The following is a 26,178-nucleotide window of genomic DNA, read 5'->3' on the forward strand; positions in this document are numbered from 1 at the left end:
CCACCATGGCGCAGTTGCAGCGCTACGTCGTCGGCTTGGACGACGCGGGCCGGTCGGCCGTACTCCGGACCGGCGTGCCGAACCAGCAGGAGCAGCCCGGGTTCTTCTGGCGCGGCACGCTCTGGAAGACCCGCGAAGCCCCGGTGAACAACGACATCGACGGCGACCGCTCGCTCGACGGCGGCGCCGCCCGGTCGCCGTTCCCCGGCGGGATGCTCGTGCGGGCCCTGGAGCTGTGGCCGGATCCGGAACCCGGGGCGCACCAAACGATGTTCGCCGACGTCAACAAAATGGTCGGGCAACACCACGAGCCGACCGAGGCCGACCGGCGGCGCAGCCCGACCATGCACCGGACCGACACGCTCGACGTGATCCATGTCGTCCGCGGCGAGATCCACCTGATCCTGGACGACGAAGAGGTGCACCTCAAGGCGTCGGACACCGTCATCATTCAGGGTACGAACCACGGCTGGAGCAATCGGTCCGACGCCCCGTGTCTGATGCTGGGAACCATGATCGACGCACTGCCGCGGGAGGACCGATGACCGACCTCGACCTGTCCGGACTCGCCGCCGAGCACGGCGGTTCACCGTCGCTGCGCGGCTATCTCGCCATCCCATCGGGCGACGGGCCCTGGCCCGGGCTGGTGATGATCCACGAGATCTTCGGCATCGACGACGTGATGCGCCGGCACGCCGACCGGCTCGCGAGTCTCGGCTACCTGACGCTCGCCGTCGACCTCTTCAGCGAGGGCGGCGCCCGCCGGTGCCTGGTGTCGACGATGCGGGCGATGCTGAAGGGCAGCGGCCGCGCGTTCACCGATATCGCGGTCGCGCGCCGGTACCTGACCGGATCCGAGCACTGCACCGGGAAGATCGGCGTCATTGGCTTCTGCATGGGCGGCGGGTTCGCGCTGCTGAACGCCTCAGCCGGGTACGACGCCGCGGCAGTCAACTACGGGCAGCTGCCGAAGGACCTCGACGAGGTCCTGGTGGGCGCTTGCCCGATCGTCGGCAGCTACGGCCGTCGCGACCCGTCGCTGCGAGGTGCCGCCGCGAAGCTGGAGACGGCGCTCACGAACGCCGGGATCCCGCACGATGTCAAGGAATACCCGGCCGCGAGCCACGCCTTCCTCAACGACGCCGAAGCCGGCCCCCGGGTGCTGCGCCCGCTCATGCGCGTCGCCGGGATCGGGCCCGAACCGGACTCCGCGGCGGCCGCGTGGGAGCGCATCGAGGCCTTCTTCGGCGACCACCTGCGATGACCGCCGAAGTCCGCCTCGAGCAAGGACGGGTGGCCGGGCGGGAACGCGATGGCGTCTTCGAGTTCCTCGGCCTGCCCTAGATTGATTCCGTGAAGTTGGTGTTAGTGGTCGTAGGCGACGAGTGACCTTTTGCTGGTCACGCCGGTCTGCCAGGTGTGCCAGATACCCGCGGCCATGGCGAGCAGCCGTTGCGCGACCCGCACAAGAAACCCCGGACGGGGTCCGGCCACCGTGGCGTTCGAGATCGAGTTGACCTTTAAGGAGCTGGTTGACCGACTCGATCCACTGCCGGACCCCACCGAGGTTGCCATTGCGGCAAGTCTCGTCTTTGCGGTCGGGACGCCGCAGCCGCAGCCCCAGCGAGGTGGTGAATTCTTCGACATCCCTACCCGCGAAACCCTTTGTCCGCCAACAGGACCTGACCGCCACGGATGAAATGGTGGTCGCGCTGAAGCAACGCGGCCAGCACCTCACGTTCCCCGATCTTCGGGTTCGCCAGGCACCACATGACCGCCATCCCATCTCCGGCGCACACCAGATACAGCGTCAAGCCCCAGTAGTACCGCGAATACGACGCGCAGTAACCGTAGCCCGCAAGTCCGGCAAGATCGGACCGCTTCACCGTCTCCCGGGACATCCCGCACGGCAACGGGTGGCATCAGTGATCCACAGATCGTCGAACCACGACGGGCAACAGGTAGCCAAGAGAAGGATCGCTTTGCGCAACAAGGGTTCCGCTGACTTCAGTCGCCGGTGATAACCCGACTGCGTCAGCATGTCAGGAAACACGCCGAGCAGCTCCGCATCGGCACGGACGTGCCGAACCCAGCGGCGCTCCCGATGAAATCCCAGCAGTACCTGCGCCACCGAGCAGATCAGTTCACTGTCCGGCAACTCCGGCCGACGCCCACGACCAGTCCGGGGCGGAATCACCTGATCGTCCACCAGCACATACAATGAGATCAGGAGGGTGTTCAGGTCTTTCGTCACACATTGATCTTCGAGCACCCTCCTCTCTCGCCTCAACGCAGGCCCCACTTCACATGATCTTCACGGAATCAACCATCTAGTACTGCAACGGCACTTGCTTGATCCGTAGTGGATCATCGTGTTCGTGGTAGTTGATCCGGTGGTGACAGAGTTGGACCGGATGCAGGAGCGGTTCACCCCGGGCCGAACCGCAGTGCTAGCCGGGCCACGGCGACCCGGTTTCCTGCTGTTCCGGGGGTGGTTCATAGTTTGGAGGCGTCGGAGTTGGCGTCGGCGCGTCGTTCAAATCTTCGAGGCAATAGGTTTGTGGTTGGCCATCGCCGGCCGACATTTCCAGTGAGTTGTTGCTGTTGCATTGCCCGTTGCCTGGAGTAATGGACACGATCTTGTACTGTGCGTCGCGGCTGGTACAGGTAACGACGTGCACGCTGCTGGGTGAGAACATCGTAGGTGCGGGGGGCAAGGGTGTGAGGCAGTCGCCGACTTGCAGGGAGGGGGGATTACCACCGTGGACTGTCGCGTCGCATGAGATCAGGCTTGTGACGCACAAGACGCCGAGCAGCGCGACGGCCATCGGTCTGGCTGCACAGAACCACCGGTTGGGATGACGCACCCATCGCACTCTAGTGGCGCGCGCAGCATCAGCGGTGAGCTGATGGCAACCTGCCTTCGCAGATCACCCCTCCGGGAATCGTGCGATTGCTCGCCCTGACCGATCGGCCGCTGGCCGAGGACCTGTCGGCCTGGACGCGGGACGTGTCCGTTCTCTTCGGCACGACGCAGGATGAAGCCCGGTTCTTCCACCGCCCGACCGGGCTGTACAGCAGACCGGACGTCGATCCGGCGGACGTCTACACCCCGGAGACGCCGGCGGCGATGGCCGGCGTCCTGGCCGGTGACCGAACCGTCTTCGCCCACCACAATCCCTGCGAGGCGCTCGCGGAACTGTCGACCACGGCGGTGTGGCTGGAACCCGCCTTGGCTTCCTATCGTCGCTTCGCCGGTCTCGACCGCGACGCGTACTACTACCACTTCGCGTGGGTCTCCCCCGCGGCCCGGACGGCGCCGCCTGGCCGGCGTGCACCCGCGAAGCCCCGCGGTACACGCTGATCGGCGACGTCACCGAGCCGCGAGACCTGACCGTCAACGCGCTGACAGCACTGATTTCCGCCCGGCGCGGGTGAGGAAGCGGGCCAGTGCGAAGACCGCGACGGCCGCGCCCAGCGAAGTCGACCCGGTGACCAGGAACAGGTCCGGCGTACCGACCCCGAGCGTGACGAGCAGCCCGCCGAGCAGCGGTCCGGCGATGCCGCCGATCCGGCCGATCCCGACGGCCCAGCCGATCCCGGTGGCCCGCACCGACGTCTCGTAGAAGCTGGCGCACAGCGCGACCGTGCACATCTGCGCGCCCACACTGAGGCTCCCGGCCAGGAACGACACCACCAGCAACGCGACGGCCGAGCCGCCGGTGTGGCCGATCGCGGCGATGGCCACCGCGCCGAGAGAGAACGCCGAGCCGATGACGACCGTCGGCCGGGACCGGTCGGCCAGGCGGCCGATCACCAGGCAACCCACGACAGCGCCGAGATTGAGCGCGACGACGCCGAAGATCGCCGACGCCGCGTCGATGCCGCTTTGCCTGGCCAGCAAGGGGATCCAGTTGGTGAGCAGGTAGGTCAGCAACAAGCTGAGGAACAGCGTTGCCCACAGCAACAGGGTCCCGCCCGCCCGCCGTTCGGTGAACAGGCGGACCACCGAAGGCCGGGCCGCCTCGGGTTCGGGCTCGACGGCGTCGTCACCACCGGCGATGCCCAGCCGCCGCAGGACCGCCCGAAGCGCATCCTGGTCACCCGTGAGCGCGAGGAACCGGGCGGACTCGGGCAGCCGCGCCCACAGCAGCGGGAGCAGAAGGATCGGTACGACACCGCCGACGAGAAACACACTGCCCCAGCCGAAGGCCGGGATCAGCCACGCCGAGCCGAGGCCACCGGCGACGGCACCGAGCGGGAACCCGCAGAACATCAGCCCGACCACGGTGGCCCGCATCCGGGCCGGGGTGTATTCGGACGTGATCGCGATGATGCACGGCAGCGCACCGCCCAGGCCGAAGCCGGTCACCAGCCGCAGGAGGCCGAGCAGGGTGAGCGAATTCGCGAGCGGGGTGAGCGACGAGCACACGGCGAATACCGCCATCGCCACGAGCAGGGTCGGTTTGCGGCCGTACCGGTCACCAGCGAAGCCGAAGAAGATCGCGCCGATCAGGCCGCCGAACAGCCCGACGCCGAACACGACACCGAAAGCCGCCGGCTCGGCGCCCCATTCGGCGGCGATGTCCGGGGCGACCAGCGCGATCGACTGGGTGTCGAACCCGTCGACCATCGCGACCAGCGCGCACAAGACGACGACGGCGACCTGTCCGCGGCCGAAACCGCCGGAGTCGAGGAGGTGGTCGAGCCGGGGACGAACTTCGTTGTCCATCACGGAGCCTCTCGCCAAAGAGAAACATTCGTTTTCGTTTAGCGAAGCAGCTTAAACTTCCTTCCGACATAGCGCAAGCGATCGTTTCCGTTTAGACTGCGGATGTGCCCAGACTCAGCGAGAAAACCCGCGCGGACCGCCGGCAGCACATCCTCACGAGCGCGTGGAAGTGCTTTTCCCGCAACGGCTTCCACGCGACGTCCATCGACGACGTGATCGCCGAGACCGGCATGTCCTCCAGCGCGGTCTACCGCTACTTCCGCAGCAAGGACGAGATCATCGACGCGACGACGGAGGAAGGCCTCACGCGCGTGCGGGAGATCTTCGTCGCGATCCTCGACCGCGACCCGTGCCCGTCTCCGGCCGAGACGGTGGTACTGCTGACCGGCGAGCTGGACAGCCGGACGGCGCACCCGGACTACGACATGACGCGCATCGCCCTGCAGGCCTGGGCCGAAGCACTGCGCAACCCGCGCCTGCTGGACCGCGCCCGCACGATCTACGCCGACGCCCTCGGCCACATCGACGAGCTGGCCCGCCGCTGGCGCACCGAGGGCCACCTGCCACCGGACGCGGACACCCATGCCGCAGCGGCGACGCTGTTCTCCTTGATGCACGGGCTGATCGTGATGCATCACCTGGTCGACGACGTGCCCGCCGAGACCCTCCACACCGGACTGGCCCTGCTCGGTGTCGGCCTCGCGCGCTGAATGCCGCCCGGCGGTCGGGCCTACCCCGGTCGTAGACGTGCCATGGACTCGGACGAGCACTGAGTCGGTCCGTTCCCGGCGGTGCCGTGCCCGGCACAGCAGGCCTTGGGCGAGTTCACGCAGTTGCCCGGGGCCGTAGTGCGACTCCAGCAGCGCGATGGTCCCGGTGGTGGTATCGCGGTCGAGGAAGGGCGGCAGCACCTCTCGCAGGAGGTGGTCGATCCAGCCGGTCAGCTGCGGCGGCCGCCGCCGCTGGTAGTCCGGGTGCTCGCACAACCATTCGCGGGCCTGCGCCATGACATGGTTGCAGAGCGCGTCGACTCGGGTGAACTCGTCGGCGGTGAGCAGGCGGAAAAGTGGTGCTGGGCGGCTCGATCTCAGCCGCCCGCGAAGGGCGGAAGCACGTCGACCGTGGCGCCCCGGGGGACCGGGGTGCCACGGTCACGTGCGGCGATCTCGTTCACCAGGAAGCTGCAGCTCCGCAGCACGTAGCCCAGCCGGCTACCGTGCAGGCCGCCCAGCCCGGACACCAGGTCGGCTACGGTGGCAGGCCCGATCAGGTCCACACTCTCCTCGGCGAGCCCCGACGCGGCGCGAGCGGCTGCGAAGTAGCGGACTGTGACGGTGCACGTTTCCGCTTGGTCGCCAGGCAGGTTCGCAATTCGTGCGGTCTGCACGTCAGTCTCCTTTCCCGCGCCGGCTCCACAGCCACGGAATCTTCGTCACGGGGTGGGCAGCAGGGTCCGGCCCCACGCATCGTTCATCGTCAACGCCGCGGCCAGGTACAAGGCCACCAGCGAGTCGGCGATAAGAACCCAGCCGGCGACGGCACCTATAGTGGAATTGCCGGTAAAGGTCGCTGCCGCAACGGTGCAGAAGCCGATGAGCAATAGCGTGAACAAGAGCGCGAGTGTTTTGGTGGTGGCGAGTGCGGTAATGAAGAAGTATGTCGTGACGACGGCGTAGGCGACCAGGAACCAGCCGATGGCCGCGGTCGGATTGCCCCCCTTCGCAACCACTGATGGGGCGTAGAACTGCACGATGAGGACGTAGCTGAACCAGAACGCCGCGTAGCTCAGGAAGACTGTGCCCGGGAATCCTTCTCCGCGCGCGAAATGCAGCAACCCGGCGATGACGTGGCCCAGTCCGCCGGCGGTGAGCGCGACGGCCAGAACGGACACCGGCAGCGCGGCGGGGTCGACGAGGCCGGCTTGGGTGATCGCCAGGAGCAGGACCGACACGCCGAAGCTGCCCAGCCCGAGCGGCAAGGGGTCGGCAAGGATCGGGGCAGGGTTCGCCGGTGTCGCGGCAGGTTCGGTCATGGGGACGGTGGGCGCAACGGTCGCGGTGTCGGCACTCATTGAATAGATCCCTTTCCGAGCGGGGTGTGCGCGGGGTGCGCAACACGACAAGAATGGGTAGTGATCAATGACCGGTCGAGATCGCCGTCGAGGTTCGATATTCTTGGCGACAACGTCAATGTTGTCCCCGCAATAGCAAGGAGAACACCTGCAAATATGGATTCAGCGGGTGATGTATTCCAATGGGTACTTCGACGAAACGCGAGTTAACACGGAATGCGGACAGTCCCGGACGAGATCAGGTGCAGTTCACCCATTCGTCGCTGCCGTCGGTGAAAACTTGACGCTTCCACACCGGCAGTTGCGCCTTGACCTCATCGACGAGAGTGGCGCAGACATCGAATGCTTCACGGCGATGGTCGGCGGACACCGCACAGGCCAGGGCGATGTCGCCGATATGGAGGGGCCCGACCCGATGGCTGACCGAGATGGCGCGGACCCCGGCCGCGGCCGAGGCGATATCCGTGACGACCCGCTCGATGATCGCTTGCGCGCGTGGATGGCAGCTGTAGTCGAGTGCGGTCACCCCGCGTCCGCCATCGTGGTCGCGGACCACCCCGGCGAACGTGACGATCGCGCCGGCGGCGATGCGCTCGACTTCGCGGGCATGCTGTTGCAGGTCAAGCGGTTCCTCGGTGACGCGGGCGCGGCACACCTGTGCGACGCGCATCACGGGAACAGCCGGGCCGGCGTGGGTCATGCGACTGCACGGGGAAGCCGGGCGACGGCGGGATGGTCGACGACCGTGAGTCGCCCGCCGGTGGCGGGGCCGAAGTCGGTGGCAGTGTAGAAGTCGGCGTTGATCGCCACATAGCCGCTGAGTGGCGCGGGAAGGCTCTCGGCGAGGTAGATCGCGTTCTGCGGGCAAACCGGTTCGCAGGCGCCGCAGTCGATGCAGTCGTCCGGGTTGATGTACAACATGCGTTCGCCCTCCTGGATGCAATCCACCGGGCACTGGTCCACACAGGTGCGGTCCATGATGTCGACGCACGCGTCGGTGATGACGTAAGGCATAGGGGTGGTCTCCGTTCGATGGGACGGGGCGTGGGCTCGGTGGCGGTCAGCGGGCGCGGCGGGCGCCGATGTCGACCAGCCGACGCGGGTCGGTGATCTTGGTGCGGGCCCTGCCGCGGGTCACGCCAAGGGCGATCTCCGCGGCGTCGATGTCGTTCCAGCCTTCCCAGGAGACGAGTCGGCGGTGCGGCTCGGGACGGGCACCGAGCCGGGTGATGAGTTGGGCACGGGCGAGGGCGCTGGCGGTGCCGGGCTCGCCGGCGGCATCGAGGTCGGCAAGCAGCCCGGACACGGTCTGGATCGCGCAGGCCTTGTTCGAGCCGATGATCCCGCCGGGGCCGCGCTTGATCCAGCCCGTGGCGTAGAAGCCGGGCCCGATGCGGCCGTCGATGTTCGGGATGAGGCCGCGATCGTGGTCGAACGGCAGCCCGGAGAGCGGATCGCCGGAGTAACCGATGGAGCGCACGACGGCCTGGACGGGCAGGTCCTCGGTGCCGCTGGAACCAGCGATGCTTCCGTCCGGGCCGATGGCGTTGAGCTGCAGGCGCAGCCCGGTCACGTGGTCCTCGCCGAGCACCTCGACGGGGCTGCGTGCGAAGCGGAAGTGCAACTCCTTCACCCCGGTGCGGCGGGGCCGCTCGGTCCAGCGGCGGAAGATCCCGACGCGGGTGGCGACGGTGCGGTCGGTGTCGTAGCGGCCTGTTGCGGTCGCGGAGAGGTCGAGTTCGACCGGGTCGACGACGAGGTCGACATCGGCCATTTTCTCGAGTTCCAGCAGCTCAGCGGGCGAGAACTTCGCGTCAGCGGCGCCGCGACGAGCGACGACGTGCACTTCCCGGACGGGGTGGCGGTCCAGTGCGGTGAGGACCGAGTCGGGGACGTCGCTGTCGGTGAGCCCGGCACCGGCCTTGAGCAGGACCCTGGCGATGTCGATGCTGACGTTGCCGGCTCCGATCACTGCGATGGCGTCGGCCGCGGTCGTGTAGGCAGTGCCGGTGTACGGGTGGCCGTTGTACCAGGAGACCAGGTCGGCCGCCGCGTAGTTGCCGGGCAGATCCTCGCCGGGGACACCGAGACCGCGGGCGTGTGGGGCGCCGGTGGCCACGAGCACGCTGTCGTAGGCCTCGCGCAGGTCCTCGACCGTGAGATCGGTACCGAGGGTGACGTTGCCGAGGAACCGCGCTCTCGGGTCGGCGAACACCTTCGCCAGTGCCGCCGTCACCGACTTGATCTTGACGTGGTCGGGCGCGACGCCGTAGCGGACGAGACCGAACGGCGTGGGCAGCCGATCGAAGACGTCGACGGACAGCTCGGGACGTTTGAGCAGTGCGGCGGCGGCGAAGACGCCGGACGGGCCTGCACCGATGATGGCGACATGGGGCATGGCGGTTCCTTCCCGCGTCAGGCCTAGATGAGCTGGAGCTTCTGGGCGTAGACGATCGCCTGGACCCGGGTATGCGCGCCGAGTTTCTCCATCAGCGCCTGCGTGTAGCTGCGGATGGTGTTGACGGTGAGGTCGAGCTGGTCGGCGATGTCCTTGGTGGTCAAGCCCGCGGCCATGAGGCGCAGCACGTCGACTTCTCGCGGACGCAGCTGCGGATAGGTGGTGCCATCGGTCTTGAGCAGTCCGCTCGCGGTCTCCAGCGCTCGCGCGATCCCGGCGTCGACGACCATCCGGCCGTCGCGGACATCGCGCAGGGCCTGGACGAGGTCGAGGTCGAGGGTGCCCTTCAGCAGCACGCCGGCGGCGCCGGATTCCAGACAGCGGCGCAGGTTTTCGGTGTCGTCGAAGGCGGTCAGCATCACGATCTTCGCCGCGGGGGTCGTGGTGCCGAGCTCGCGGCAGACATCGGCGCCGTTGAGGTCACCGAGGCGCACGTCGAGCAGCACGAGGTCGGGCCGCTTGAGTTTGGCGACCTCGAGTGTCTCTTTGCCGGAGTAACAGGAGGCGACCACTGTGAACTCGGTCGTTCCGGCGAGGACTTTCTCGATGCCGTGCGCAACGAGCGGATGATCGTCGGCGATCAGGACAGTGGCCGTCGAGGCAAGGCTCATCGAATGGGGGCTCATCGGCAACGTGGTCACGGGCACTCCACCAGTGGGATGGTGACGCGCAGGCTGGTGCCGCCGTCGTCGTTGGCGGCCAGCCGCAGGACACCGCCGGTCCCGTTGACCTTCTGCAGCAGGCCGGGGATGCCCAGCCCGAAGCGTCCCCCGGGGACCGGATTGAGTTCGAAGTCGCCGGGCAGGCCCTTGCCGTCGTCCTCGACAGCGAGGACGAGCTGGTGTGACTGGTAGGCGACCGACACCAGTACCGCGGTCGCTCCGGCGTGTTTCTCGACGTTGTGCAGGGCTTCCCGCAACGCCGACAACAAAACCGTCTCCAATTCGGGCTTGGCCGGGATCGGGGTGCCGAGAGTGACGACCTCGGTCGCGATCCCGGTGCGGGAGGCGAAGGTGGCCACATCGCGACGCATCGTGACCGACAGCGCCTGAGCGGCGGGCATGAGGCTGTGCATCGCCTCGCGCAGGTAGGCCGACGCCTCCGCGGCGTCGGCTTCGATCTCGCGCGCGGAGCGGGTGGCGGTCTCGGGATCCGCGGCGGCGGTCTGCTGAATTTCCTTGGCGGACATCGAAATCCTGAACAACAGCTGACCGGCGGTGTCGTGCAGTTGCTGCGCGATGCGCTGGCGGTCCTCCTCCACGGCGAGCTGCCCGGCGCGATCGGCGCGGGCAGCGGTGACGATCAACGGGGCGAGGGAAGCGCCGAACTCGTTCATCAGCAGCGTGGTGCGCGGGGACACCCGGCGTCCCCGCATACCCGCGTACATCACACCGAGCCAGTTCCCGCCGAACTCGATCGGCACGGCGGCCAGGCCACGGATGTCATCGGCGACGAGCACCTCGGCGAGGTCGTCGAGGTGCTCGTCGTCGGTGGCGCAGTTGCCGGTGGTGGTGGGCATGCTGCGCTCCAGCGCGCGCCAGCCCAGACCCGAGCCGCGGGGCAGCCGGGTGCCGGCCAAGGGCACGGTGGTGCCTTCGGCCGCGCCGAGGATGAGGGTGTCTTCACCGTCGTAGATGGCGATGGCCGCGAGGTCGGCGGCGATCAGGTCGAACATGCGCCGGCAGGCCTTGGTGACCAAGGCGGGGAGGTCGGAGAGCCCGGACAGCCCGCGTGTGGCGATCACGAGCTTGCGGACGTCGTCGATGGATTTCACCGTGTAGCACATTGTGTCGCTCCGTTCGCCGGGGCCGAGGAGACGGCGGGGGTCGTTTCCTCAGGATGCTCTGGTGGGCCGTGCCATGTCTCGTGTCCGGCGTTGCGGCCGGTGTAGGCGGGGACCTCGTGCAGCGCCCGCCGGTACGCCATCGAGCTGAGGGCGGTGCGCAGCTCCTCGACCGGCACGCTGTCGAACGCGGCGGCGGGAACGACGAGTACCTCGGCCTGTGCGCCGATGCGGGCGAGTTCGAGCAGGGTGATCGGACCGAGACGGTCGACCAGCGCGGCCGCCAGCTGCTCGTCGGGGCGCCCGGCCACCGAATCGATCGTGACTGCGGCGGCGTGGCAGAGCCCGTCGGCGAGAGCCCCGACGGCGTCGTCCGCGGGGCAGCTCTGCCAGTGGACCGCCGAACCGGGCAGGTCGGCGCGGAGGAGCTCGATGAACGTGTCGGTCGCCGGCGAACGCAGCCCGGTCACAATGGTGGTGGCGGCGGCGAAGGCAGCGCCGTCGACCGGGACCGGGCGCACAGTGGTGCCTGCCGGATAGCCGTTGGTGCCGGCGGGAATCCGCAGGATCGCCTCGGTCTGCACGAGCGTGGTGAGGGCTCCCGCGCCCCGCGGCAGGGGGACCGCCACCAAGGTCAGGTGCCCGGTGCCCGGTGCGAGGACCCGCGCCAGCCGGACTTTCACGTATTCGTCGACGTGCTCCGCGGAAACGACCGGGCCGGCCAGGCGGGCCGGGACGCTGTGCTCGGCGACGCGGGCGGCTCCGGTGTCGAGGATGCGATAGAGCAGGGGGCGGACGAAACAGGTGAACGCTCGTTCCGCCGAGGCCGGGTAACCGGGAATGCCCACCACCGGGACAGCGGGTGCTCCTGGCCAGGCATGCAGCCCCGCGCCGTCCGGCTCGTTTTCGCGGTTGCCTCCGGTGGTGTCGTCGGCGCCGCCGAGCACACCGAGGACCACCGGGTGGCCGGGACGCATCGCCACGCCGTGCACCGCGACCCGGCCCAGCCGCTCGACGACCGAGGAGGTGTGGTCGTCGCGGCCCGCGCTGGAGCCCGCGATGATCAGCACCAGGTCCGCGGTGCGGGCGGCGGTGGCGACCGCGACGGCGATGTCGCCGGGCGCGTCCGGGGCGATCGGCAGCGTTTCGCTGCTGCAGCCCGCCTCCTCGGCCATCCCGGCGAGCATGATCGAGTTGGTGTCGAGGATTTCCCCTGGCGCCAAGGTCGTCCCGACCGGCCGGATTTCGTCGCCGGTGGGCAGGATCACGACCGTCGGACGACGGCGGACGAGGATGCTCGCATGCCCGGCGGCGGCCAGGGCAGCCGCATCCGCCGGCCGTACCCGATGCCCGGCGGGCAGCACGATCGCTCCGGCACGGATGTCTTCCCCGACCTGGCGGATGTGGCGGCCGGCGACGGCCGGGCCGCTGAGTTCAGCGGCGCCGCTCGCGGTGATCGTCACCTGCTCCCGGATGACGACCGCGTCGCGGCCCTCGGGCACCGGGTCCCCGGTGTCCACGCGGTCGAAGTGTTCCGGCGACAGCCCGACCGTCCCGGGTCCGGCGCCGGTCAGTGCTTCGGTACCGGTGGTGGTCACCGCGATGCCGTCCATGGCCGCCGCGCGGTAGGCGGGCACCGGCCAGCGAGCGCGTATCGATTCCGCGGTGACCCGGCCCCGTGCCGCGGTGACCGCGACGGTCTCCGTGCCCAGGCGCGCACTCCAGCCGGCGAGGGCGCAGGCACGCATCCAGGTACGGAAGGCCTCGCCGACCGGCTCGGCCGCGACGGTGTCGGCAGGGACGCGGGCGGGGTCGGCCGTGCCGGATGGGAGGCCGGGCTCCGGTTCTGGTGCCGGTCTCGGCCAGGTCGCTGTCACTCAGGTACTCCTTCGCGCGCCGCATGGTCCGGTGGCCCTGCTGGCCACGGGACCATGCGATCGATATCAGCCGCTGATGACAAACAACTTCTTGAACGGCTGGGTGACCGTCCACGTCGACTTGGTGCCCTTGGTGAACGACGCGACGTCGCCGGGGCGAAGCGTGACCTTCTCCCCGCTTTCGAGGTCGATGACGAGTTCGCCCTCCAGAGCGTGAATCGTCTCGTCTGCGGTAAACGGGTACGGGAAACTCTGCGGCTCCGAGCGCCACAGCCCCACAGCCAGGGTCGCGCCTTCCGCGCCCTCGGTGCGAATCCAGTGGACCTCACCGATGGCCTGCCCGCCCACCACGAACGGCTCGTACTCCTCGGCGGTGATCACGGAGCGGGCGTACTCGGCGGTCTGGGTAGTCATAATCACTCTTTCTTCGGTCGGTGTCACTCGAATATTCCAGTGACCAATGAGAGCCGGATTTGGTGCTTATTTGCGCGACCTTCCGGTCTTGACAATACTATGCGGTAGCGTTCGGAGCGAACACCTGCAAATGTGGATGCGGCGAGCTCAGTAAACGGAATACCAGGCCCTGACCAGCCATTTTACCCCGTCGAAACAGTGACGACTCGCGCCATTTTCGGCGCATACCTGCGATTGCAGGCATCGCCCGGGAATGAGTAGTGACTTTCACGGGAGTTACATGTTATTCATCGATCGGTCATATATCGATAATGCGAGATTGACTCACTTGGAGTCTATTCGGCTCTCTGATCGATCTATTCAATTAGCTCGGACACTGTGGAGGACTCTCCCCATGACGCTCGCACCCGAGGCCGGTGCTACCGGCAAAGAACTGAAGATCATCCGAGGCGCGTGCCCGCACGACTGCCCGGACACCTGCGCGATGCTGTATCACGTCGAGGACGGCAAGCTCGTCGACGTGAAGGGCGACCCGGACCACCCGATGACCAAGGGTGGCCTGTGCGTGAAGCTGAAGAACTTCCCCGAGCACCACTACCAGTCCGACCGGCTCATGCACCCGATGCGCCGGGTCGGCCCGAAGGGCTCCGGGGAGTTCGAACGGATCACCTGGGACGAGGCGCTGGCCGAGATCAAACAGCGCTGGACGTCGATCATCGACGAGTACGGCAGCCAGGCGATCATGCCGCACGCTTACCTGGGCCACCAGGGTGTGATCAACGGCCTCACCTCCGGTGACGCGTTCTTCAACCGGCTCGGGTCGACCGTGGCGGAGAAGACCTACTGCGAATCAGGGTCCTCCACGGCCTGGCACATGACCGTGGGCGGCACGGGCGGGCTCGACGTGGAGTCGATGGCCTACTCGAAGTACATCATCGTGTGGGGCATGAACATGACCAGCACGAACCTGCACGGCTGGCCGTTCCTCCTCAAGGCCCGCAAGGAAAACGGCGCCAAGATCGTCGTGATCGACCCGGTGCGCACCCGCACCGCGCGGCAGGCCGACTGGCACATCCCCATCCGCCCGGGCACCGACGGCGCGCTGGCACTGGGATTGATCCACGAGATCATCGCCCAGGGGCTGACCGACACCGACTACGTCGAGAAGTACACCGTCGGCTACGAAGAGCTCGCCGAGCGCGCCTTGGCCTACCCGCCGGAGCGCGTCTCGGAGATCACCGGCATCCCCGCCGAGGACATCCGCACCCTCGCCCGGGAGTACGCCACCAGCCAGCCCGCCGCGATCCGCCAGGGCGTAGCGATCGAGCGGAGCCGCGGGGGCGGCCAGGCGATTCGCGCGATCACCTGCTTGCCCGCGCTGGTCGGCGCCTGGCGTCACGTCGGTGGCGGCACGATGGAGATGCCGATCTGGGAGTTCCCCACCCTCTTCGACAAGATCTGCATGCCGCAGTGGATCCCCGAGGGCACCCGGGTGGTCAACGAACTCGACCTCGGCAAGGCGCTGACCGGCGAGATGGAGCTCGACCCGCCGCTCAAATCCCTGTTCGTCTACAACTCCAACCCGGTCTCACAGGGGCCGGCCCAAACCAAGACGATGCAGGGCCTCCTGCGTGAGGACCTGTTCACGGTGGTCAGCGACCACTTCATCACCGACACCGCGAAGTACGCCGACCTCGTGCTCCCGGCGACCATGCAGGCCGAACAGCTCGACATCATGGTCACCTGGGGACATCTCTACATCATGCTCAACCAGCCTGCCATCGAACCGCCCGAAAACTGCGTGCCGAACTCCGAGCTGTTCCGCCGGCTGGCCAAGACCATGGGCTTCGACGACGACTACTGGGACCGCACCGATGAAGAGATGCTGATCGACTTCCACGATTGGGATGCCCCCGCGTTGGAGGGCATCACCTACGAGAAGCTGAAGGAAGCCGGCTGGATGCGGCTCAACGTCGGCACCCCCGAGGAGCGCGCCCCCCACGCGGAGGGCAACTTCCCGACGCCGTCGGGCAAATGCGAGTTCAAGTCCAGCCTGGCCGAGGGCGGGAACTTCGTCGTCCCGGTGTGGCGGTCGATGTACGAGGGCATGCAGGACGGTGGCTACATCGACCCGGTGCCCGACTACCTGCCGCCGTTCGAATCCCCGGACTCCAATCCTGAGCTGGCCCTGAAATACCCGCTCAACATCGTCTCGCCCAAGCCGCACGCGTTCCTCAACAGTCAGTACGGCAACGCCGAGGACAAACAAGCCGCGCAAGGCCTGCAGACGGTGTTCATCCACCCCGCCGACGCGGCCGAACGTGATATCGCCGAAGGCGAGATCGTGCGGGTGTTCAACGACCGAGGCGCCTTCTCCGGCCCCGCCACGCTGCACGACGCCCTCATGCCCGGCTTGATCATGGCCAACGTCGGGCACTGGCAGAACAAGAGTTCCGGCAGCACGGTCAACTCGATCACCGCCGACCGGCACAACACGTTCGGCGGCGCGGGCGTGTATTCCGACAACCTCGTCGATGTCGAGAAGCTCGCGGAGCCGGCGAGTCTCTGACCCCGTCTCGCCGGCCGGTCCCCTGCCCGAGGGCCGGCCGGCGAGTCCACCCTCTGCCCGCCGACCTCGACGGAGGCTGTTCGCCGATGACGCTCGCCCTGCCTGATTCTCCCGCCCATGAAAGCGCCGGCGACCCTGGACCCGACCGGCGTGGACGCGCGCTGCGAGACCTGCGCATCTCTGTCACCGACCGGTGCAACTTCCGGTGCACCTACTGCATGCCGCGCGACGAGTTCGGGCCTGACCACGCTTTTCTTTCCCGGCGAGCGCTGCTCGACTTCGACGAGATCACCCGCGTCGCCACCACGTTCGTCGGCATGGGCGTGCGGAAGATCCGCCTCACCGGTGGTGAACCGCTCGCCCGGCGCGGCATCTGCGACCTGATCGCCCGGCTCGCGGCCATCAACGACGGACACGGTTCTCCCGGAGTCGATCTCGCGCTGACGACCAACGGGTCACTACTGCCCCGGCTGGCACCAGCGCTCGCCGAGGCCGGGCTCCACCGGGTGACGGTCAGCCTGGACACGATCGACGACGCCGTGTTCCGGGCCATGACCGATTCCCGGTTCGGCGTCGGTGACGTCCTCGCCGGCATCGACGCCGCCGCGAACGCCGGACTGGGCCCAGTGAAGATCAACACCGTGGTTCAGCGCGGAGTCAACGACGGCGACGAGCTGCGTGGTGTCCTCGACCTCGCCGAGCACTTCCGCGGAACCGGGCACACTGTGCGGTTCATCGAGTTCATGGACGTCGGCAGCACCAACGGCTGGCGGCACGACCAGGTCGTGCCGTCCCGGGAGATCCTTGCCGCGCTCGACACCCGGTTCGGCGTGGAGCCGGTCGGCCCGGCCTACCTCGGGGAAGTCGCCGACCGCTACCGCTACCGCGACGGTGCCGGGGAAATCGGGTTCATCCGGTCGGTGTCGGCACCATTCTGCGGCACCTGTACCCGCGCCCGGCTCTCCGCCGACGGGAAGCTCTACACCTGCTTGTTCGCCACCGCGGGTACCGACCTGCGCGCCGCGCTGCGTTCTGGCGTCACCGACACCGACCTCGCCGACCTCATCGCCGGCCGCTGGCGAACCCGTGACGACCGGTACTCCGAGCAGCGCGGGGCTGCCGGTGCCCGCCCCTCGCCCGCCGGACCACGCATCGAAATGTCCTACATCGGTGGGTGATCCGAGTGGCGCCGCCACTGGCTACGGCGCCAACGGGCGCCTCCAGCCAACGACTGATATTCACCCCGGCCAGTACGCGGCCGTATCTCCTGGCGCTGCCGTCGTTTCACCTCAGCGCGCACTCCAACCCGGAGTCAACCCTGCGGCGGCAGCAAGTGCCGTCAGCGACTCGTACTCGCACCCGTGTCGCAGAGGTGAGTGGTCGCTAGTCGTCCGCGCGCTGTGACGCGCGGGCTCCCGCCGCGGCCAGCCCGGCGACGACCAGCAATGCGGCCAAGCCAAGGAATCCCGCGCCGAGAGTGGTCGCCGTGGCGATCGCGCCGACCAGCAGCGGGCCGCCGGCGTCGCCGAGTTCGCGGCCGACTTCGGCGGCGCCCATGGTCTGTCCGAGCCGTTCCGGTGGTGTGATGGCGGCGAGGTGCGCGAAGCCGAGCGGCGTCGCGAGACCCACACCGACCCCGATGGCCACCGCCGCGGTCAGGACCCCGGCGACGCCGGGGAGGAACGCGGCCACGGCCATCCCGGCGGCGGCCAGGGCAAGCCCGCCACCCATGCCGGTGCCGTCACGCAGTCGCCCGGCGTCACGGGCACGCCCGGCCCACGGCTGCACCACCGCGGAACACAGCGCGAGCAGCGACACGGCCGCGCCGGCGGCCAACGCGCCAAGCCCGGCCGCCGCACCGGTCACCGGCAGGAACCCGACCCCGACCGCCAGCGCTGCGGTGGTCCCGGCCAGGGTGGCGGTGGGCCGCAGGAAACTGGGGTGGCTCAGCCTGCGTGCCAGGTCGAGCACGGTCTGGCGCGCACGCGGCAACGGCGGGGCCGCGGGCACGACCAGCATCGCCCAGCCCGTAACGGCCAAAGCCAGCACCGCGAGCGTGCCGAACAGCAAAGAGAACCCGCCGAAGGTGATCAGGATGCCGCCCAGCAGCGGGCCGAGGGTGTAGCCGATGCTCTTCCACGCGCCGTAGCCGCCGAAAGCCCGGCCGTGCCGCTTCGCCGGCGAGAGCCGGGCCACGAGCGCTCCGGCGGCCGGCGAGAACGCCGCCGCGGCGGCGCCCTGCCCGAGCCGGGCCAGCCCGACCGCCGCAGGATTTCCGGCGAGGACGAAACCTGCGGACGCGAGGGCAAACGCGAGGAGCCCGCCCAGCAAAACCGGTCGGGGGCCGATGCGGTCAGCCAGCGAGCCGAACACCGGCTTGAGGATGACTTCGGCGCCGTCGTACACGGCCAGCAGCAGGCCCAACGTGAGCAGGGAGGCGTGTTCGCCGTGGGTGTAGGCGCCGAGGCTGGCCGCGATGCTGTGCGCGCCGAACGCGGTCACGAACCCGGCCGCGTACAACGGACGCAGCTGCGCGGGTGACCCCGTCGAGGTCCGCTCGGGGGACTCGGCGCTCATCAGGGTGTTTCCTCCGGTGTCCGGCGGTGTCGCAGCAGGTGCCGGACGATCAGCGCGGCCAGTACCAGTCCGACGGCAAGCAGGGCGTAGAGCTGGTAGCGGTGGATCTGGTCGTAGATGGCGGTGATGTGGTTACCCGCGAGATAGCCGAGCCCGGCCCAGACACCCGCCCACAGCACGGCGCCGAGGGTGTTGAACGCGAGGAATCGCCGCCAGCGCATCCCGGTGATGCCGGCGATGATCCCGTTGGCCTGGCGCAGTCCTTCGACGAACCGGGCGATGGTGACGACTTTCCCGCCGTGGCGGGTAAAGAACCGCTCGGCGGTGTCGAGGCGTCTCGGGGTGAGGAAGACGTAGCGGCCGAAGCGCAACACCAGCCGCCGGCCACCGAAATGGCCAATGGCGTAGCCGATGTTGTCGCCCATCACCGCCGCAGCGACGGCGATGAGGACGACAGCGATGATGTTGAGGTGGCCCGCTCCCGCGTAGACCGCGCCGGCGATCAGCACCGTCTCACCGGGTGCGGGGACGCCGAAATCCTCCAGCATGATCAGCCCGGCGACGGCCAGGTAACCGTAGTGATCCAGCAGCGGCGCCAGGCTTCCCAATATCCCCGGCAGTTCCGGCGCAACGGCCATCACGTCAGCCCGCCATCGAGTCGGCCGGTGTGGGTGTAGCCGGCCGAGGTGCGGTGGTGAGCACCGGCCGAAGCGGGGTGCGCTCGGCGAGCTCGACCAGCCAGACCAGAACCCGGCGCACCAACCAGAACCCGAGCAGCGTGACCGCCGCACCCACCAGCAACCCGGCGACCACGTCTTGGGGGTAGTGCGCGGCAATGTAGACGCGGGAGAACGCCATCACGACAGCGGCCAGCATCGCGAGCCACCCGAGGCGCCAGCTGACCAGGAACAACCCGGCCGCGACCGCCCCGGCCATGACCGCGTGATCACTGGGGAACGACGGGTCGGGGCTGCGCTGGGCCAGCACCACGATGTTCTGCAGCGTTGTGTACGGGCGGGGTTCACCCACGATGGCGGAGATCGGCTGATTGATCCCGAGCGCGAGCAGCATGCCCAGCGGTGCCCACAGTGCTGCCGCCATGCGCGTCGGATTCGCGCGCTGTCGCGCTGACCACCACCCGGCCAGCATCAGCGCGGCGAACACGATGATCCCGTAGTCGGCGAAGGCCACGACGATCCAGTGCAGCCACGGCGTCGCGCGGGCGAAGTCGTTGATGGTCTGGAACAGCTGCGTATCGATGTTCACGAAGTGGTCCTTGGGTCGATGGTCTGGCGGCGGTCACATTTGGTGCAGCGCCTGGAAAACCTGCTGGGTGTAGTCGGCCAGCCGGTCGGTGCAAAGCTTGAGCCGCTCGTCGGCCTCGGCGGCCGACGGCGCGCCGAACACGTCGCGAGCCTTGAGGTCCCGGTGCCACCGGCGCAGCCGCTCCAGGCTTTGCTCCTCTTCTTCCAGCTCCGCCATCGTGAACTTGCAGTTGCGGACTTCCTTGTCGATCTCGGCGTCGAACTTGCCGCAGTCGGCCAGAAACTCCGCCCATTCCTCCTCCCGGTCCGCGGTGAACAGCGCCTCCAGCCGCGCGCCGTCGTGCTCGCCGCGCCCGGCCGCGTCCAGCACGACAACCTCGCCGGCGCCGCGCTGAGCCAGCTCGATCACCCGCGTTACACCGTCGGCGAACCCCGGCACATCGGGCACCGCCCAGGTGCCCTGGCCCAGCGACAACGCCCCAACTCGGCGCAACTCCCGCCACACCGCCACCCGGTGCCGCGAGGGATCCGCCGGCACCCGCACCACCAGCACCAGCCACCTACTCGACCCTGATCCACTCACATTCATAAATGTAGCAGCAGTTACAAATATCCGTATCATCATGTGGTGGTCGAGTGATTCCGTGGTCGGGTTCAGACACCTACAAGATCATCAACAACTACGACCTCATGCTCTCGTGCGGGACTCCCGCTCCCCGCTCGGCGCCAGCCGCTACTCCTGGCTCGTGAGTGGCAACAAGTGTTAGAACACTCGTAGCCACTCACGAGCCACCCAACAGAAACGCCCGACAGGAAAGGCCCCGGGAACGCCGTGAAAGAGGCCGTCACTACCTCGGGCGACAAGCCGAGCGGCACTTTCTCACCAAAGTGCGAAGCTTCGCTCCCGAGCGACGCCCGTCCGGGCCGGCATCCACCGACTTGGCGTGAGCCGGGTCAGTCACGCCACGCGTTGTTGAGGAACGCGTCGGCATCGTCATCCAGTTCGTCGGCGCTCGCGCGGCGGGTTCGCCGGGGTGCGACGGGACGCTCAGGGCGTCCCGTCGGCTGTGGGACGGGGTTGGGGTTGGTGGGTGTGAACGGCGCCGGTGAGACCGAGCCGTTCTCGGCCTTGTGGGCCTCCGGCTCGAAGGCCGATCCCGCGTCCGACTCCGGCTGGGTCGCGCCCCGTCCTTCGGCGGCGCGGCGGCCCAACTCCCGGCGGTGCATGACGTAGCGCTCGGCCGTCTGAGCCTGCTCCGTCATGTACTTGTGCGAGCTCTCCTTGATCTCCTTGCCGTGTTGTTCAAGCAGTGCCCGGCGTTCGGCCTGCTCCCGGATGAGGCCGTCCAGCTTGGCTTTGAGCCCGTCCACGTTACCCATGCCCATCGTGCCCTCCACTCACCGATGCCGGGGAACCGGCGGCAGCTCTTCGTCGTCCAGCGATCCGGTGATCCGGTGACTCGGTTCCGCCCCGAACTCGAAGAGGCCGCCGGCCTCGATCCGGTAGCTCCGCGCACGTTCCTGATCGCCGCCGCCCGCTCCGCCGGCTCCGCCGCCGCCCATCGCACCCATGCCACCCATGCCCGACATTCCGGTGGGCGACGACCCCGTGGCCCCGCTCGCCGCGACCTGTTGCGACGAGCCGGACGCGTCCTGCGGCGCGAAGGCGGCAGCGCCGCTGTGCGCCCCACCGCCCGGAATCCCAGCGGCCGCGGCAGAAGCCCCACCGCTACCGTCCGCGGCGACATGGCCGCCCAGTGCGTGAGCACCGCTGGTCCCGGCGTGCGCCGGAGCACCATCGGCCCCGGCCGGTACGGCGTGGCCATCGGTTGAGCCATTGCCGCCGTGCCCGCCACCCACGGCAGAGTCGGCCCCGCCGACCTTCGTGCCGGTGGGGTCTCCGGCCGGTTTGGAAGCCAGCGGGTCATCGTGGTGACCCGGGGTGTCGGCGTCGCCCAGGGTATAGGTGGTCGGGGTGCCACTGCCGTCGTCGACAGTGACCTTTGTCGGACCGTCCGGGCCGTCCGGACGCTCGGCGGTGATCTTCAGGTCGCCGTCCTCGATGTGGATCTTGCCGTCCGCGCCGGGGTGGTGCACGTCGTCGGTCCCCGGTGGCCCCTGGTCGGCGGCACCGCCGGCCGCCGGGTCCTGAGCGGTGGACCAGTCGAGCTTGTAGTCCTTCGGCTCGCCGGTTCCGTCGCCGACCTTGATGTCCATGTGCCCGTCGGCGTCGGGCTCGGTCATTTCGAAGTTCTTGTCGCCCTGCTGGACCTTCAGTGTCTCGGGCGGGTCGTTGTCCTCACCCGGCACACCCTGGCCGCCGTCAGGGGACGACGGGTCGGTCAGCGACGGAATCCCCCCGATGGCGGCCGGGTCACCGCCCGTCCCGGAAGGCGTACCTCCACCGGCGCCCAGTCCGTTGGGCAGTTTTCCCTCGGACGGGCTCCCACCGGAACCGCCCGGGGTATCTCCGGAAGGTGTGGTCAGCGACGGAATCGACGGGATATTCAACCCGCCACCAGAACCGGACGGACTCCCACCGGAACCGGACGGCGTAGTCCCGGAAGGGCTCGTCATATCTGGAATCGGCGGGATATTCACGCCGCTTCCACCGCCGGACGGACTCCCACCGGACGTGACCGGTGTGTCCCTGGAAGGCGAGGTCGCAGTCGGGATCGATGGCATGTTCACGCCACCACCCGACGGACTCCCACCAGACATGCCAGGCGTGTCCCCGGAAGGCGAAGTCGCAGTCGGGATCGGCGGGATATTGACCCCACCGCCCGACGGACTCCCACCAGAATTGCCCGGCGAGCCTCCGGAAGGCGAAGTCGCCGACGGGATCGGCGGGATATTTCCAACGGACGGGCTCCCGCCGGACGTGGTGGGCGGCGCCGTCGGTTCCGGCTGCGTCCCACCAGGAACCGGCTGCGTCCCACCAGGAACTGGCTGCGTCCCATCCGGAATCGGCGGCACGTTCACGCCGGTTCCGCCACCGGTAGGGCTGCCCGAGCCGGTGGGGGAAGCACCGCCGGACGCGGCGCCGAACTCGTTGCGGATCCGGCCCATCACGTCGTCCAGCGCGTCGTAGGCCTGGTCGGTCAGCTCGCGGGCGTCCTCGCAGGTCTTGACGAATCCTTGGTAAAGCCGGTCCCACATGTCTGGGTTGAACTGGTTCTGCACCCACTGCTTGGCGAGGTCCACGCCGTGCTGGCGGATCTCGTCGCCGTCGCAGCAGCCACGGTCGTTGAGCGTTTGCACGAGGTTGGTGCCGAAGTTGAGGTCCATCCAGCCCGCGATGGCCGCCAGGTCCCCGTCGCCGGCCTTCTCGCCGCTGGCGACGGCGACGACCCGCTGCGCCATGGTGAAGTCCGCGCAGCCAACCTGGTCGGTGTACATCCCGACGATCGCGTCGGCTTTCCCTTTGCACAGCTCGAACACCGCGGTGACCGCGGTCGTCGTCGCGTCCGCCGCGTCACCCAGGGTCTGTCCGAGCTTGGTCGCCTTGGGCAGGACCTGGTCGTTGTAGTTGTCCCACGCCGCGTCGGCACCCGCGCCGCTCCAGCTCTGGAACAACGAGCTCAGCGTCGACCCGGTGTTCTGAATGGTCTGCTCCACCGAGTCAGCACCGGTGGTGAAGTGGCCGGCGTCGTCGACGAAGTCCTGGAACGAGATCCCGCGTTGCTCGTCGTACGGCTTCTTGATGTCTTTGTCGTAGTCGAGCGCGCGGGTGTTTCCCCGGCAGTCGTCGGGGATCTTCGCCAGCAGTGATCCGAAGGTCTGGAACAGCTTCAGCGCGGGCTCGGCCGCGTCGAACAGCTCGTCGGAGGTCTTCGTCCCGCCGCCGGACGCGGGCGGGTTCAAGCCGTCGAGCTGGGTCTTCCCGTCCCCGACGGCCTTGGCCTCCTGGTCCTCGTTGTACCCCGCCTGGTCCGAGGCCTTCTTGACTTCGGCATACGTGTCATCGGTGGAGGACCTGCCGTCGACGAACGGGTTCACCGGGTACGCCTTGGCATACCGGTCAGCGTCGTTCCGTTCCTCGACGAGGTCCTCGGGCTCCTGGTCCTTCAGAAACGGGGGCGGCGGCGGGTTCTCCCGCATCCAGCTGCCGAGCAGGTTGGCCTTCGCATCGGGAGGCACGCTCGAGTCGTCGAGCAGTGCCTTCACCTCGGCCCAGCTCTTCGCCATTACTGCGTACCCGCCTTCGTGATCGCTCCGGTCTGCGCGTCCTCGTTCTGGCTGTAGCTCGTGCCCGCGGTGCTGAGGTTCGAGCCCAGCGTGCTCAACGTGCCGCTGTAGCCGTTGACCGAGTCCCACATCGCCTGCACACCGGCGGTGTACTTCTGCGAGTGCGCCCCGTGGGCCTGGCCGAAGCCTTCGGCGGTGATCGGCGTGCTCGACAGATCGGGATTGGCGTCCAGCAGGTGCTGCGAAAGTTCCCCGATCGACTTGGCGGCCGACGCGATCGCGTCGGTCGCCGCGGTATATCCCCCGCTCATTTCCCCAGCTCTCCTCAGGTGTTTCGGTCCGCGGAATGGTTCGTCAGTACTTCGGTGAGCACGTCAGCGACAGCGGCGACATCGGCGAACCGATCGAGCGCGTCCAGGTCGATCGTGACGCCATAGCGCACTTCCAGGGCCGCGAGCAGACGGACCCGGCCCTTGGAGTCGATGCCCAGCTCTTCGAGCGGGCTGTCGGGCTCGATGAGACCGGGATCCAGCCGGAAGACGTCGCTCACCAGCTTCGCGACCTCGCTACGGTGATCAACCACGGCCGTCACCGTACCGTGTTCTCGCCGCCGACCGCGCGACCTTGCCACTGGAAGTGCGCGGTAGGGCACCGGGACTGACCAATTGGACGGCCCGCAGCATAAGTCCGTACTCCAGGGACACCGCCCGGAGCACGGCCCGCCGCACCTGCGTGCCGTCCGCCTCCAGGTCCTGCGCCCACTCGGCCACGACGACCGCGCCCTCCCCCCTGTCGTCGGCGACGCCGAAGGCGGCGACCCGGCCCCGGCGGACGGCCGGATGCGCCCGCTCCACAGTCACTTCCAGGTCGTGCGCGTAGTAGTTGCGGCCGTCGACCACGATCAGGTCCTTCAGCCGCCCGGTGAGGTAGAGCTGATCCTCGTGCAACACGCCGAGGTCGCCGGTCCGCAGCCAGCCGCCGTGGCCTTCGAGCCACGCGCCGAACGTGTCGTCCACCCGGGACCAGTAGCCGGTGCCGACGTGTGGGCCGTGGACCCAGACCTCACCCACCGTGCCGTCCGTGACCGAACGTCCCTCCCTGACGACTCGCAGCAGCTGCCCGACCGCACGGCCCACGGACACGAGTTCCTGCCCCCGCACCGCCTCCACCGCCGTGCCGGCGGCCAGCGCCGCGCGGTCGAACGTGGTGATCGTCGGTCCCTCCGGCCCGGCACTCGCGACGTACACCGTGGCCTCGGCCAGCCCGTAGGACGGCCGGTGCGCCTCGCGCCGGAACCCGTACTGGCCAAAGGCTTCCTGGAACCGGGCGACCGTGCCCGGGCGGACCTGTTCGCTGCCGTTGAGCGCCGTCCGCACGCCCGAGAGGTCCAGGCCGTCCGGCGGTGCGGCCTCGGCCGCGAGGTCAAACGCGAAATTGGGGGCGGCCGTGAACACCTCGGGATAGTCCGACATCTGCCGCAGCCATCGCTCGGGCCGTCGGACGAACTCCAACGGCGCCATGAACACCGACCGGCAGCCCGCGTAGACTGGGACGCACAGCAGCTGGATGAGACCCATGTCGTGGAAGAACGGGATCCACCCGGCGCAGGTGGTGCTCTCGCCGACGTCGTAGGCCAGCGACGCCTGCCAGCAGCTGGCGACCACGGCACGATGCGGGATCACCACTCCAGCGGGGTCGCGGGTGGAGCCGGAGGTGTACTGCAAGTACGCCGCGGACTCCGGCAGGACCGTCTCGGGTTCGGCCCCCGGCCCGGACAACTCCTCCACCACGACAACATGCCCGTCCGGCACGAACTCACGCACCCGCCGGACCGACCGCCGAGAGGTCAGCACGACCGCGGCGGCGCAGTCGGCCAGTATCCCGGTGAGCCGCTCCCCCAGCGCACGGCTCGCCGGGTCCATCAGCGGCACCGCGACCATGCCCGCCGCGAGCACGCCGAAGAACGCGACCGGGTAGGCGAGTTCCTGTGCCGCGACGACGGCGACCCGGTCCCCGGGCTCCGCGAGCTCGCGCAACCGCGCCGACACGACGCCCACCCGTGAAACCAGTTCCGCCCAGGTGAGGGTCTCCTCCGCGCCGGCGGCGTGGTCCTGGTGCGTGAACACCGGCCGGTGGTCGGCGGCCCGGCTGAACAGCCGCTCGACGATCGAGGTGCGCAGCACCTCGTCGGGCACGGAAACAGGAGTGCCCTGCACCGGCATTCCTGGCCGCGACATGGAGCAG

The 26,178-nt window shown here is 68.6% G+C and carries 26 protein-coding genes and 1 pseudogene; 6 read left to right on the forward strand and 21 right to left on the reverse strand.

What is annotated here, in order from left to right:
* Positions 1 to 5 precede the first annotated feature (5 nt).
* Both VGP60_RS13120 and VGP60_RS13125 read left to right on the forward strand, forming a co-directional pair.
* Positions 6 to 545: a cupin domain-containing protein gene (locus tag VGP60_RS13120; RefSeq protein WP_327548239.1), complete on the forward strand. Its 540-nt coding sequence runs from the start codon at positions 6 to 8 to the stop codon at positions 543 to 545.
* On the forward strand, positions 542 to 1,264 hold the full coding sequence (locus VGP60_RS13125; RefSeq protein WP_327548240.1) for a dienelactone hydrolase family protein: 723 nt from the start codon (positions 542 to 544) through the stop codon (positions 1,262 to 1,264). Before VGP60_RS13120 ends, VGP60_RS13125 begins: the two co-directional genes overlap by 4 nt.
* 101 nt (positions 1,265 to 1,365) lie before the next feature.
* Here the strand turns inward: VGP60_RS13125 and VGP60_RS13130 are convergent.
* Together VGP60_RS13130 and VGP60_RS41910 are read right to left on the reverse strand one after the other, a co-directional pair.
* A pseudogene (locus VGP60_RS13130) lies at positions 1,366 to 2,254 on the reverse strand (IS982 family transposase).
* Positions 2,255 to 2,450: 196 nt separating this feature from the next.
* Positions 2,451 to 2,828: an LppU/SCO3897 family protein gene (locus VGP60_RS41910; RefSeq protein WP_422653003.1), complete on the reverse strand. Its 378-nt coding sequence runs from the start codon at positions 2,826 to 2,828 to the stop codon at positions 2,451 to 2,453.
* 119 nt (positions 2,829 to 2,947) lie between these two features.
* Here VGP60_RS41910 and VGP60_RS13135 point away from each other — a divergent pair, with 119 nt between their 5' ends.
* The gene (locus tag VGP60_RS13135; protein ID WP_327548241.1) at positions 2,948 to 3,364 is read left to right on the forward strand and encodes a hypothetical protein; all 417 of its coding nucleotides are present in this window, start codon (positions 2,948 to 2,950) and stop codon (positions 3,362 to 3,364) included.
* Between the two features lie 33 nt (positions 3,365 to 3,397).
* On the opposite strand, the gene VGP60_RS13140 is transcribed toward VGP60_RS13135, so the two are convergent.
* Positions 3,398 to 4,732, reverse strand: coding sequence for an MFS transporter (locus VGP60_RS13140; protein WP_327548242.1), 1,335 nt, complete (start codon positions 4,730 to 4,732; stop codon positions 3,398 to 3,400).
* 104 nt (positions 4,733 to 4,836) lie between these two features.
* On the opposite strand from VGP60_RS13140, the gene VGP60_RS13145 reads away from it, so the two are divergent.
* Positions 4,837 to 5,442 (forward strand): TetR/AcrR family transcriptional regulator, encoded by a 606-nt coding sequence (locus VGP60_RS13145; RefSeq protein ID WP_327548243.1) that lies wholly within the window; start codon positions 4,837 to 4,839, stop codon positions 5,440 to 5,442.
* A gap of 377 nt (positions 5,443 to 5,819) precedes the next feature.
* Here the strand turns inward: VGP60_RS13145 and VGP60_RS13150 are convergent, their stop codons facing one another.
* The 9 genes from VGP60_RS13150 to VGP60_RS13190 form a co-directional block, all read right to left on the reverse strand.
* The gene (locus tag VGP60_RS13150) at positions 5,820 to 6,119 is read right to left on the reverse strand and encodes a MoaD/ThiS family protein (RefSeq protein ID WP_327548244.1); all 300 of its coding nucleotides are present in this window, start codon (positions 6,117 to 6,119) and stop codon (positions 5,820 to 5,822) included.
* Positions 6,120 to 6,164: 45 nt separating this feature from the next.
* Positions 6,165 to 6,803, reverse strand: coding sequence for an acetate uptake transporter (locus VGP60_RS13155; protein ID WP_327548245.1), 639 nt, complete (start codon positions 6,801 to 6,803; stop codon positions 6,165 to 6,167).
* A 238-nt stretch (positions 6,804 to 7,041) separates the two neighbouring features.
* A complete protein-coding gene (locus VGP60_RS13160; RefSeq protein WP_327548246.1) occupies positions 7,042 to 7,503 on the reverse strand; it encodes a molybdenum cofactor biosynthesis protein MoaE in 462 nt (153 codons plus the stop codon).
* Positions 7,500 to 7,817 carry a ferredoxin gene (fdxA, locus tag VGP60_RS13165; RefSeq protein ID WP_327548247.1) on the reverse strand — a complete coding sequence of 106 codons (318 nt, stop codon included), beginning with the start codon at positions 7,815 to 7,817 and terminating at the stop codon, positions 7,500 to 7,502. The genes VGP60_RS13160 and fdxA overlap by 4 nt, the downstream gene beginning before the upstream one ends.
* A gap of 46 nt (positions 7,818 to 7,863) precedes the next feature.
* A complete protein-coding gene (locus tag VGP60_RS13170) occupies positions 7,864 to 9,201 on the reverse strand; it encodes an FAD-dependent oxidoreductase (RefSeq protein ID WP_327548248.1) in 1,338 nt (445 codons plus the stop codon).
* Positions 9,202 to 9,224: 23 nt separating this feature from the next.
* On the reverse strand, positions 9,225 to 9,902 hold the full coding sequence (locus tag VGP60_RS13175) for a response regulator transcription factor (protein WP_327548249.1): 678 nt from the start codon (positions 9,900 to 9,902) through the stop codon (positions 9,225 to 9,227).
* A complete protein-coding gene (locus VGP60_RS13180; protein WP_327548250.1) occupies positions 9,899 to 11,035 on the reverse strand; it encodes a GAF domain-containing sensor histidine kinase in 1,137 nt (378 codons plus the stop codon). Before VGP60_RS13180 ends, VGP60_RS13175 begins: the two co-directional genes overlap by 4 nt.
* Positions 11,032 to 12,921 (reverse strand): molybdopterin molybdotransferase MoeA, encoded by a 1,890-nt coding sequence (locus tag VGP60_RS13185; protein WP_327548251.1) that lies wholly within the window; start codon positions 12,919 to 12,921, stop codon positions 11,032 to 11,034. The genes VGP60_RS13180 and VGP60_RS13185 overlap by 4 nt, the downstream gene beginning before the upstream one ends.
* Before the next feature lie 66 nt (positions 12,922 to 12,987).
* Positions 12,988 to 13,335, reverse strand: a complete 348-nt coding sequence (locus VGP60_RS13190; RefSeq protein ID WP_327548252.1) for a cupin domain-containing protein — start codon at positions 13,333 to 13,335, stop codon at positions 12,988 to 12,990.
* A 394-nt stretch (positions 13,336 to 13,729) separates the two neighbouring features.
* Here VGP60_RS13190 and VGP60_RS13195 point away from each other — a divergent pair, with 394 nt between their 5' ends.
* Together VGP60_RS13195 and moaA are read left to right on the forward strand one after the other, a co-directional pair.
* Positions 13,730 to 15,904, forward strand: coding sequence for a molybdopterin-dependent oxidoreductase (locus tag VGP60_RS13195; RefSeq protein ID WP_327548253.1), 2,175 nt, complete (start codon positions 13,730 to 13,732; stop codon positions 15,902 to 15,904).
* A gap of 86 nt (positions 15,905 to 15,990) precedes the next feature.
* Positions 15,991 to 17,082 carry a GTP 3',8-cyclase MoaA gene (gene moaA / locus VGP60_RS13200; protein ID WP_327548254.1) on the forward strand — a complete coding sequence of 364 codons (1,092 nt, stop codon included), beginning with the start codon at positions 15,991 to 15,993 and terminating at the stop codon, positions 17,080 to 17,082.
* 205 nt (positions 17,083 to 17,287) lie between these two features.
* Here the strand turns inward: moaA and VGP60_RS13205 are convergent, their stop codons facing one another.
* The 9 genes from VGP60_RS13205 to VGP60_RS13245 form a co-directional block, all read right to left on the reverse strand.
* Complete coding sequence (locus VGP60_RS13205) at positions 17,288 to 18,481, reverse strand: MFS transporter (protein WP_327548255.1); 1,194 nt, start codon at positions 18,479 to 18,481, stop codon at positions 17,288 to 17,290.
* Positions 18,481 to 19,119: a DedA family protein gene (locus VGP60_RS13210; RefSeq protein ID WP_327548256.1), complete on the reverse strand. Its 639-nt coding sequence runs from the start codon at positions 19,117 to 19,119 to the stop codon at positions 18,481 to 18,483. The genes VGP60_RS13205 and VGP60_RS13210 overlap by 1 nt, the downstream gene beginning before the upstream one ends.
* 4 nt (positions 19,120 to 19,123) lie before the next feature.
* Entirely contained in the window at positions 19,124 to 19,747 is a 624-nt protein-coding gene (locus VGP60_RS13215) for a phosphatase PAP2 family protein (RefSeq protein ID WP_327548257.1), read from the reverse strand.
* A gap of 33 nt (positions 19,748 to 19,780) precedes the next feature.
* Complete coding sequence (locus VGP60_RS13220; RefSeq protein ID WP_327548258.1) at positions 19,781 to 20,299, reverse strand: Chromate resistance protein ChrB; 519 nt, start codon at positions 20,297 to 20,299, stop codon at positions 19,781 to 19,783.
* 401 nt (positions 20,300 to 20,700) lie between these two features.
* Positions 20,701 to 21,132, reverse strand: coding sequence for a hypothetical protein (locus VGP60_RS13225; RefSeq protein WP_327548259.1), 432 nt, complete (start codon positions 21,130 to 21,132; stop codon positions 20,701 to 20,703).
* A 12-nt stretch (positions 21,133 to 21,144) separates the two neighbouring features.
* The gene (locus tag VGP60_RS13230; RefSeq protein WP_327548260.1) at positions 21,145 to 23,934 is read right to left on the reverse strand and encodes a WXG100 family type VII secretion target; all 2,790 of its coding nucleotides are present in this window, start codon (positions 23,932 to 23,934) and stop codon (positions 21,145 to 21,147) included.
* Positions 23,934 to 24,245 carry a hypothetical protein gene (locus tag VGP60_RS13235; protein ID WP_327548261.1) on the reverse strand — a complete coding sequence of 104 codons (312 nt, stop codon included), beginning with the start codon at positions 24,243 to 24,245 and terminating at the stop codon, positions 23,934 to 23,936. The genes VGP60_RS13230 and VGP60_RS13235 overlap by 1 nt, the downstream gene beginning before the upstream one ends.
* Before the next feature lie 14 nt (positions 24,246 to 24,259).
* Positions 24,260 to 24,517, reverse strand: coding sequence for an acyl carrier protein (locus VGP60_RS13240; RefSeq protein WP_327548262.1), 258 nt, complete (start codon positions 24,515 to 24,517; stop codon positions 24,260 to 24,262).
* The gene (locus VGP60_RS13245; protein WP_327548263.1) at positions 24,510 to 26,171 is read right to left on the reverse strand and encodes a fatty acyl-AMP ligase; all 1,662 of its coding nucleotides are present in this window, start codon (positions 26,169 to 26,171) and stop codon (positions 24,510 to 24,512) included. Before VGP60_RS13245 ends, VGP60_RS13240 begins: the two co-directional genes overlap by 8 nt.
* Positions 26,172 to 26,178: the final 7 nt, after the last annotated feature.

The organism is Amycolatopsis sp., from assembly GCF_036008905.1.
Lineage (GTDB): Bacteria > Actinomycetota > Actinomycetes > Mycobacteriales > Pseudonocardiaceae > Amycolatopsis.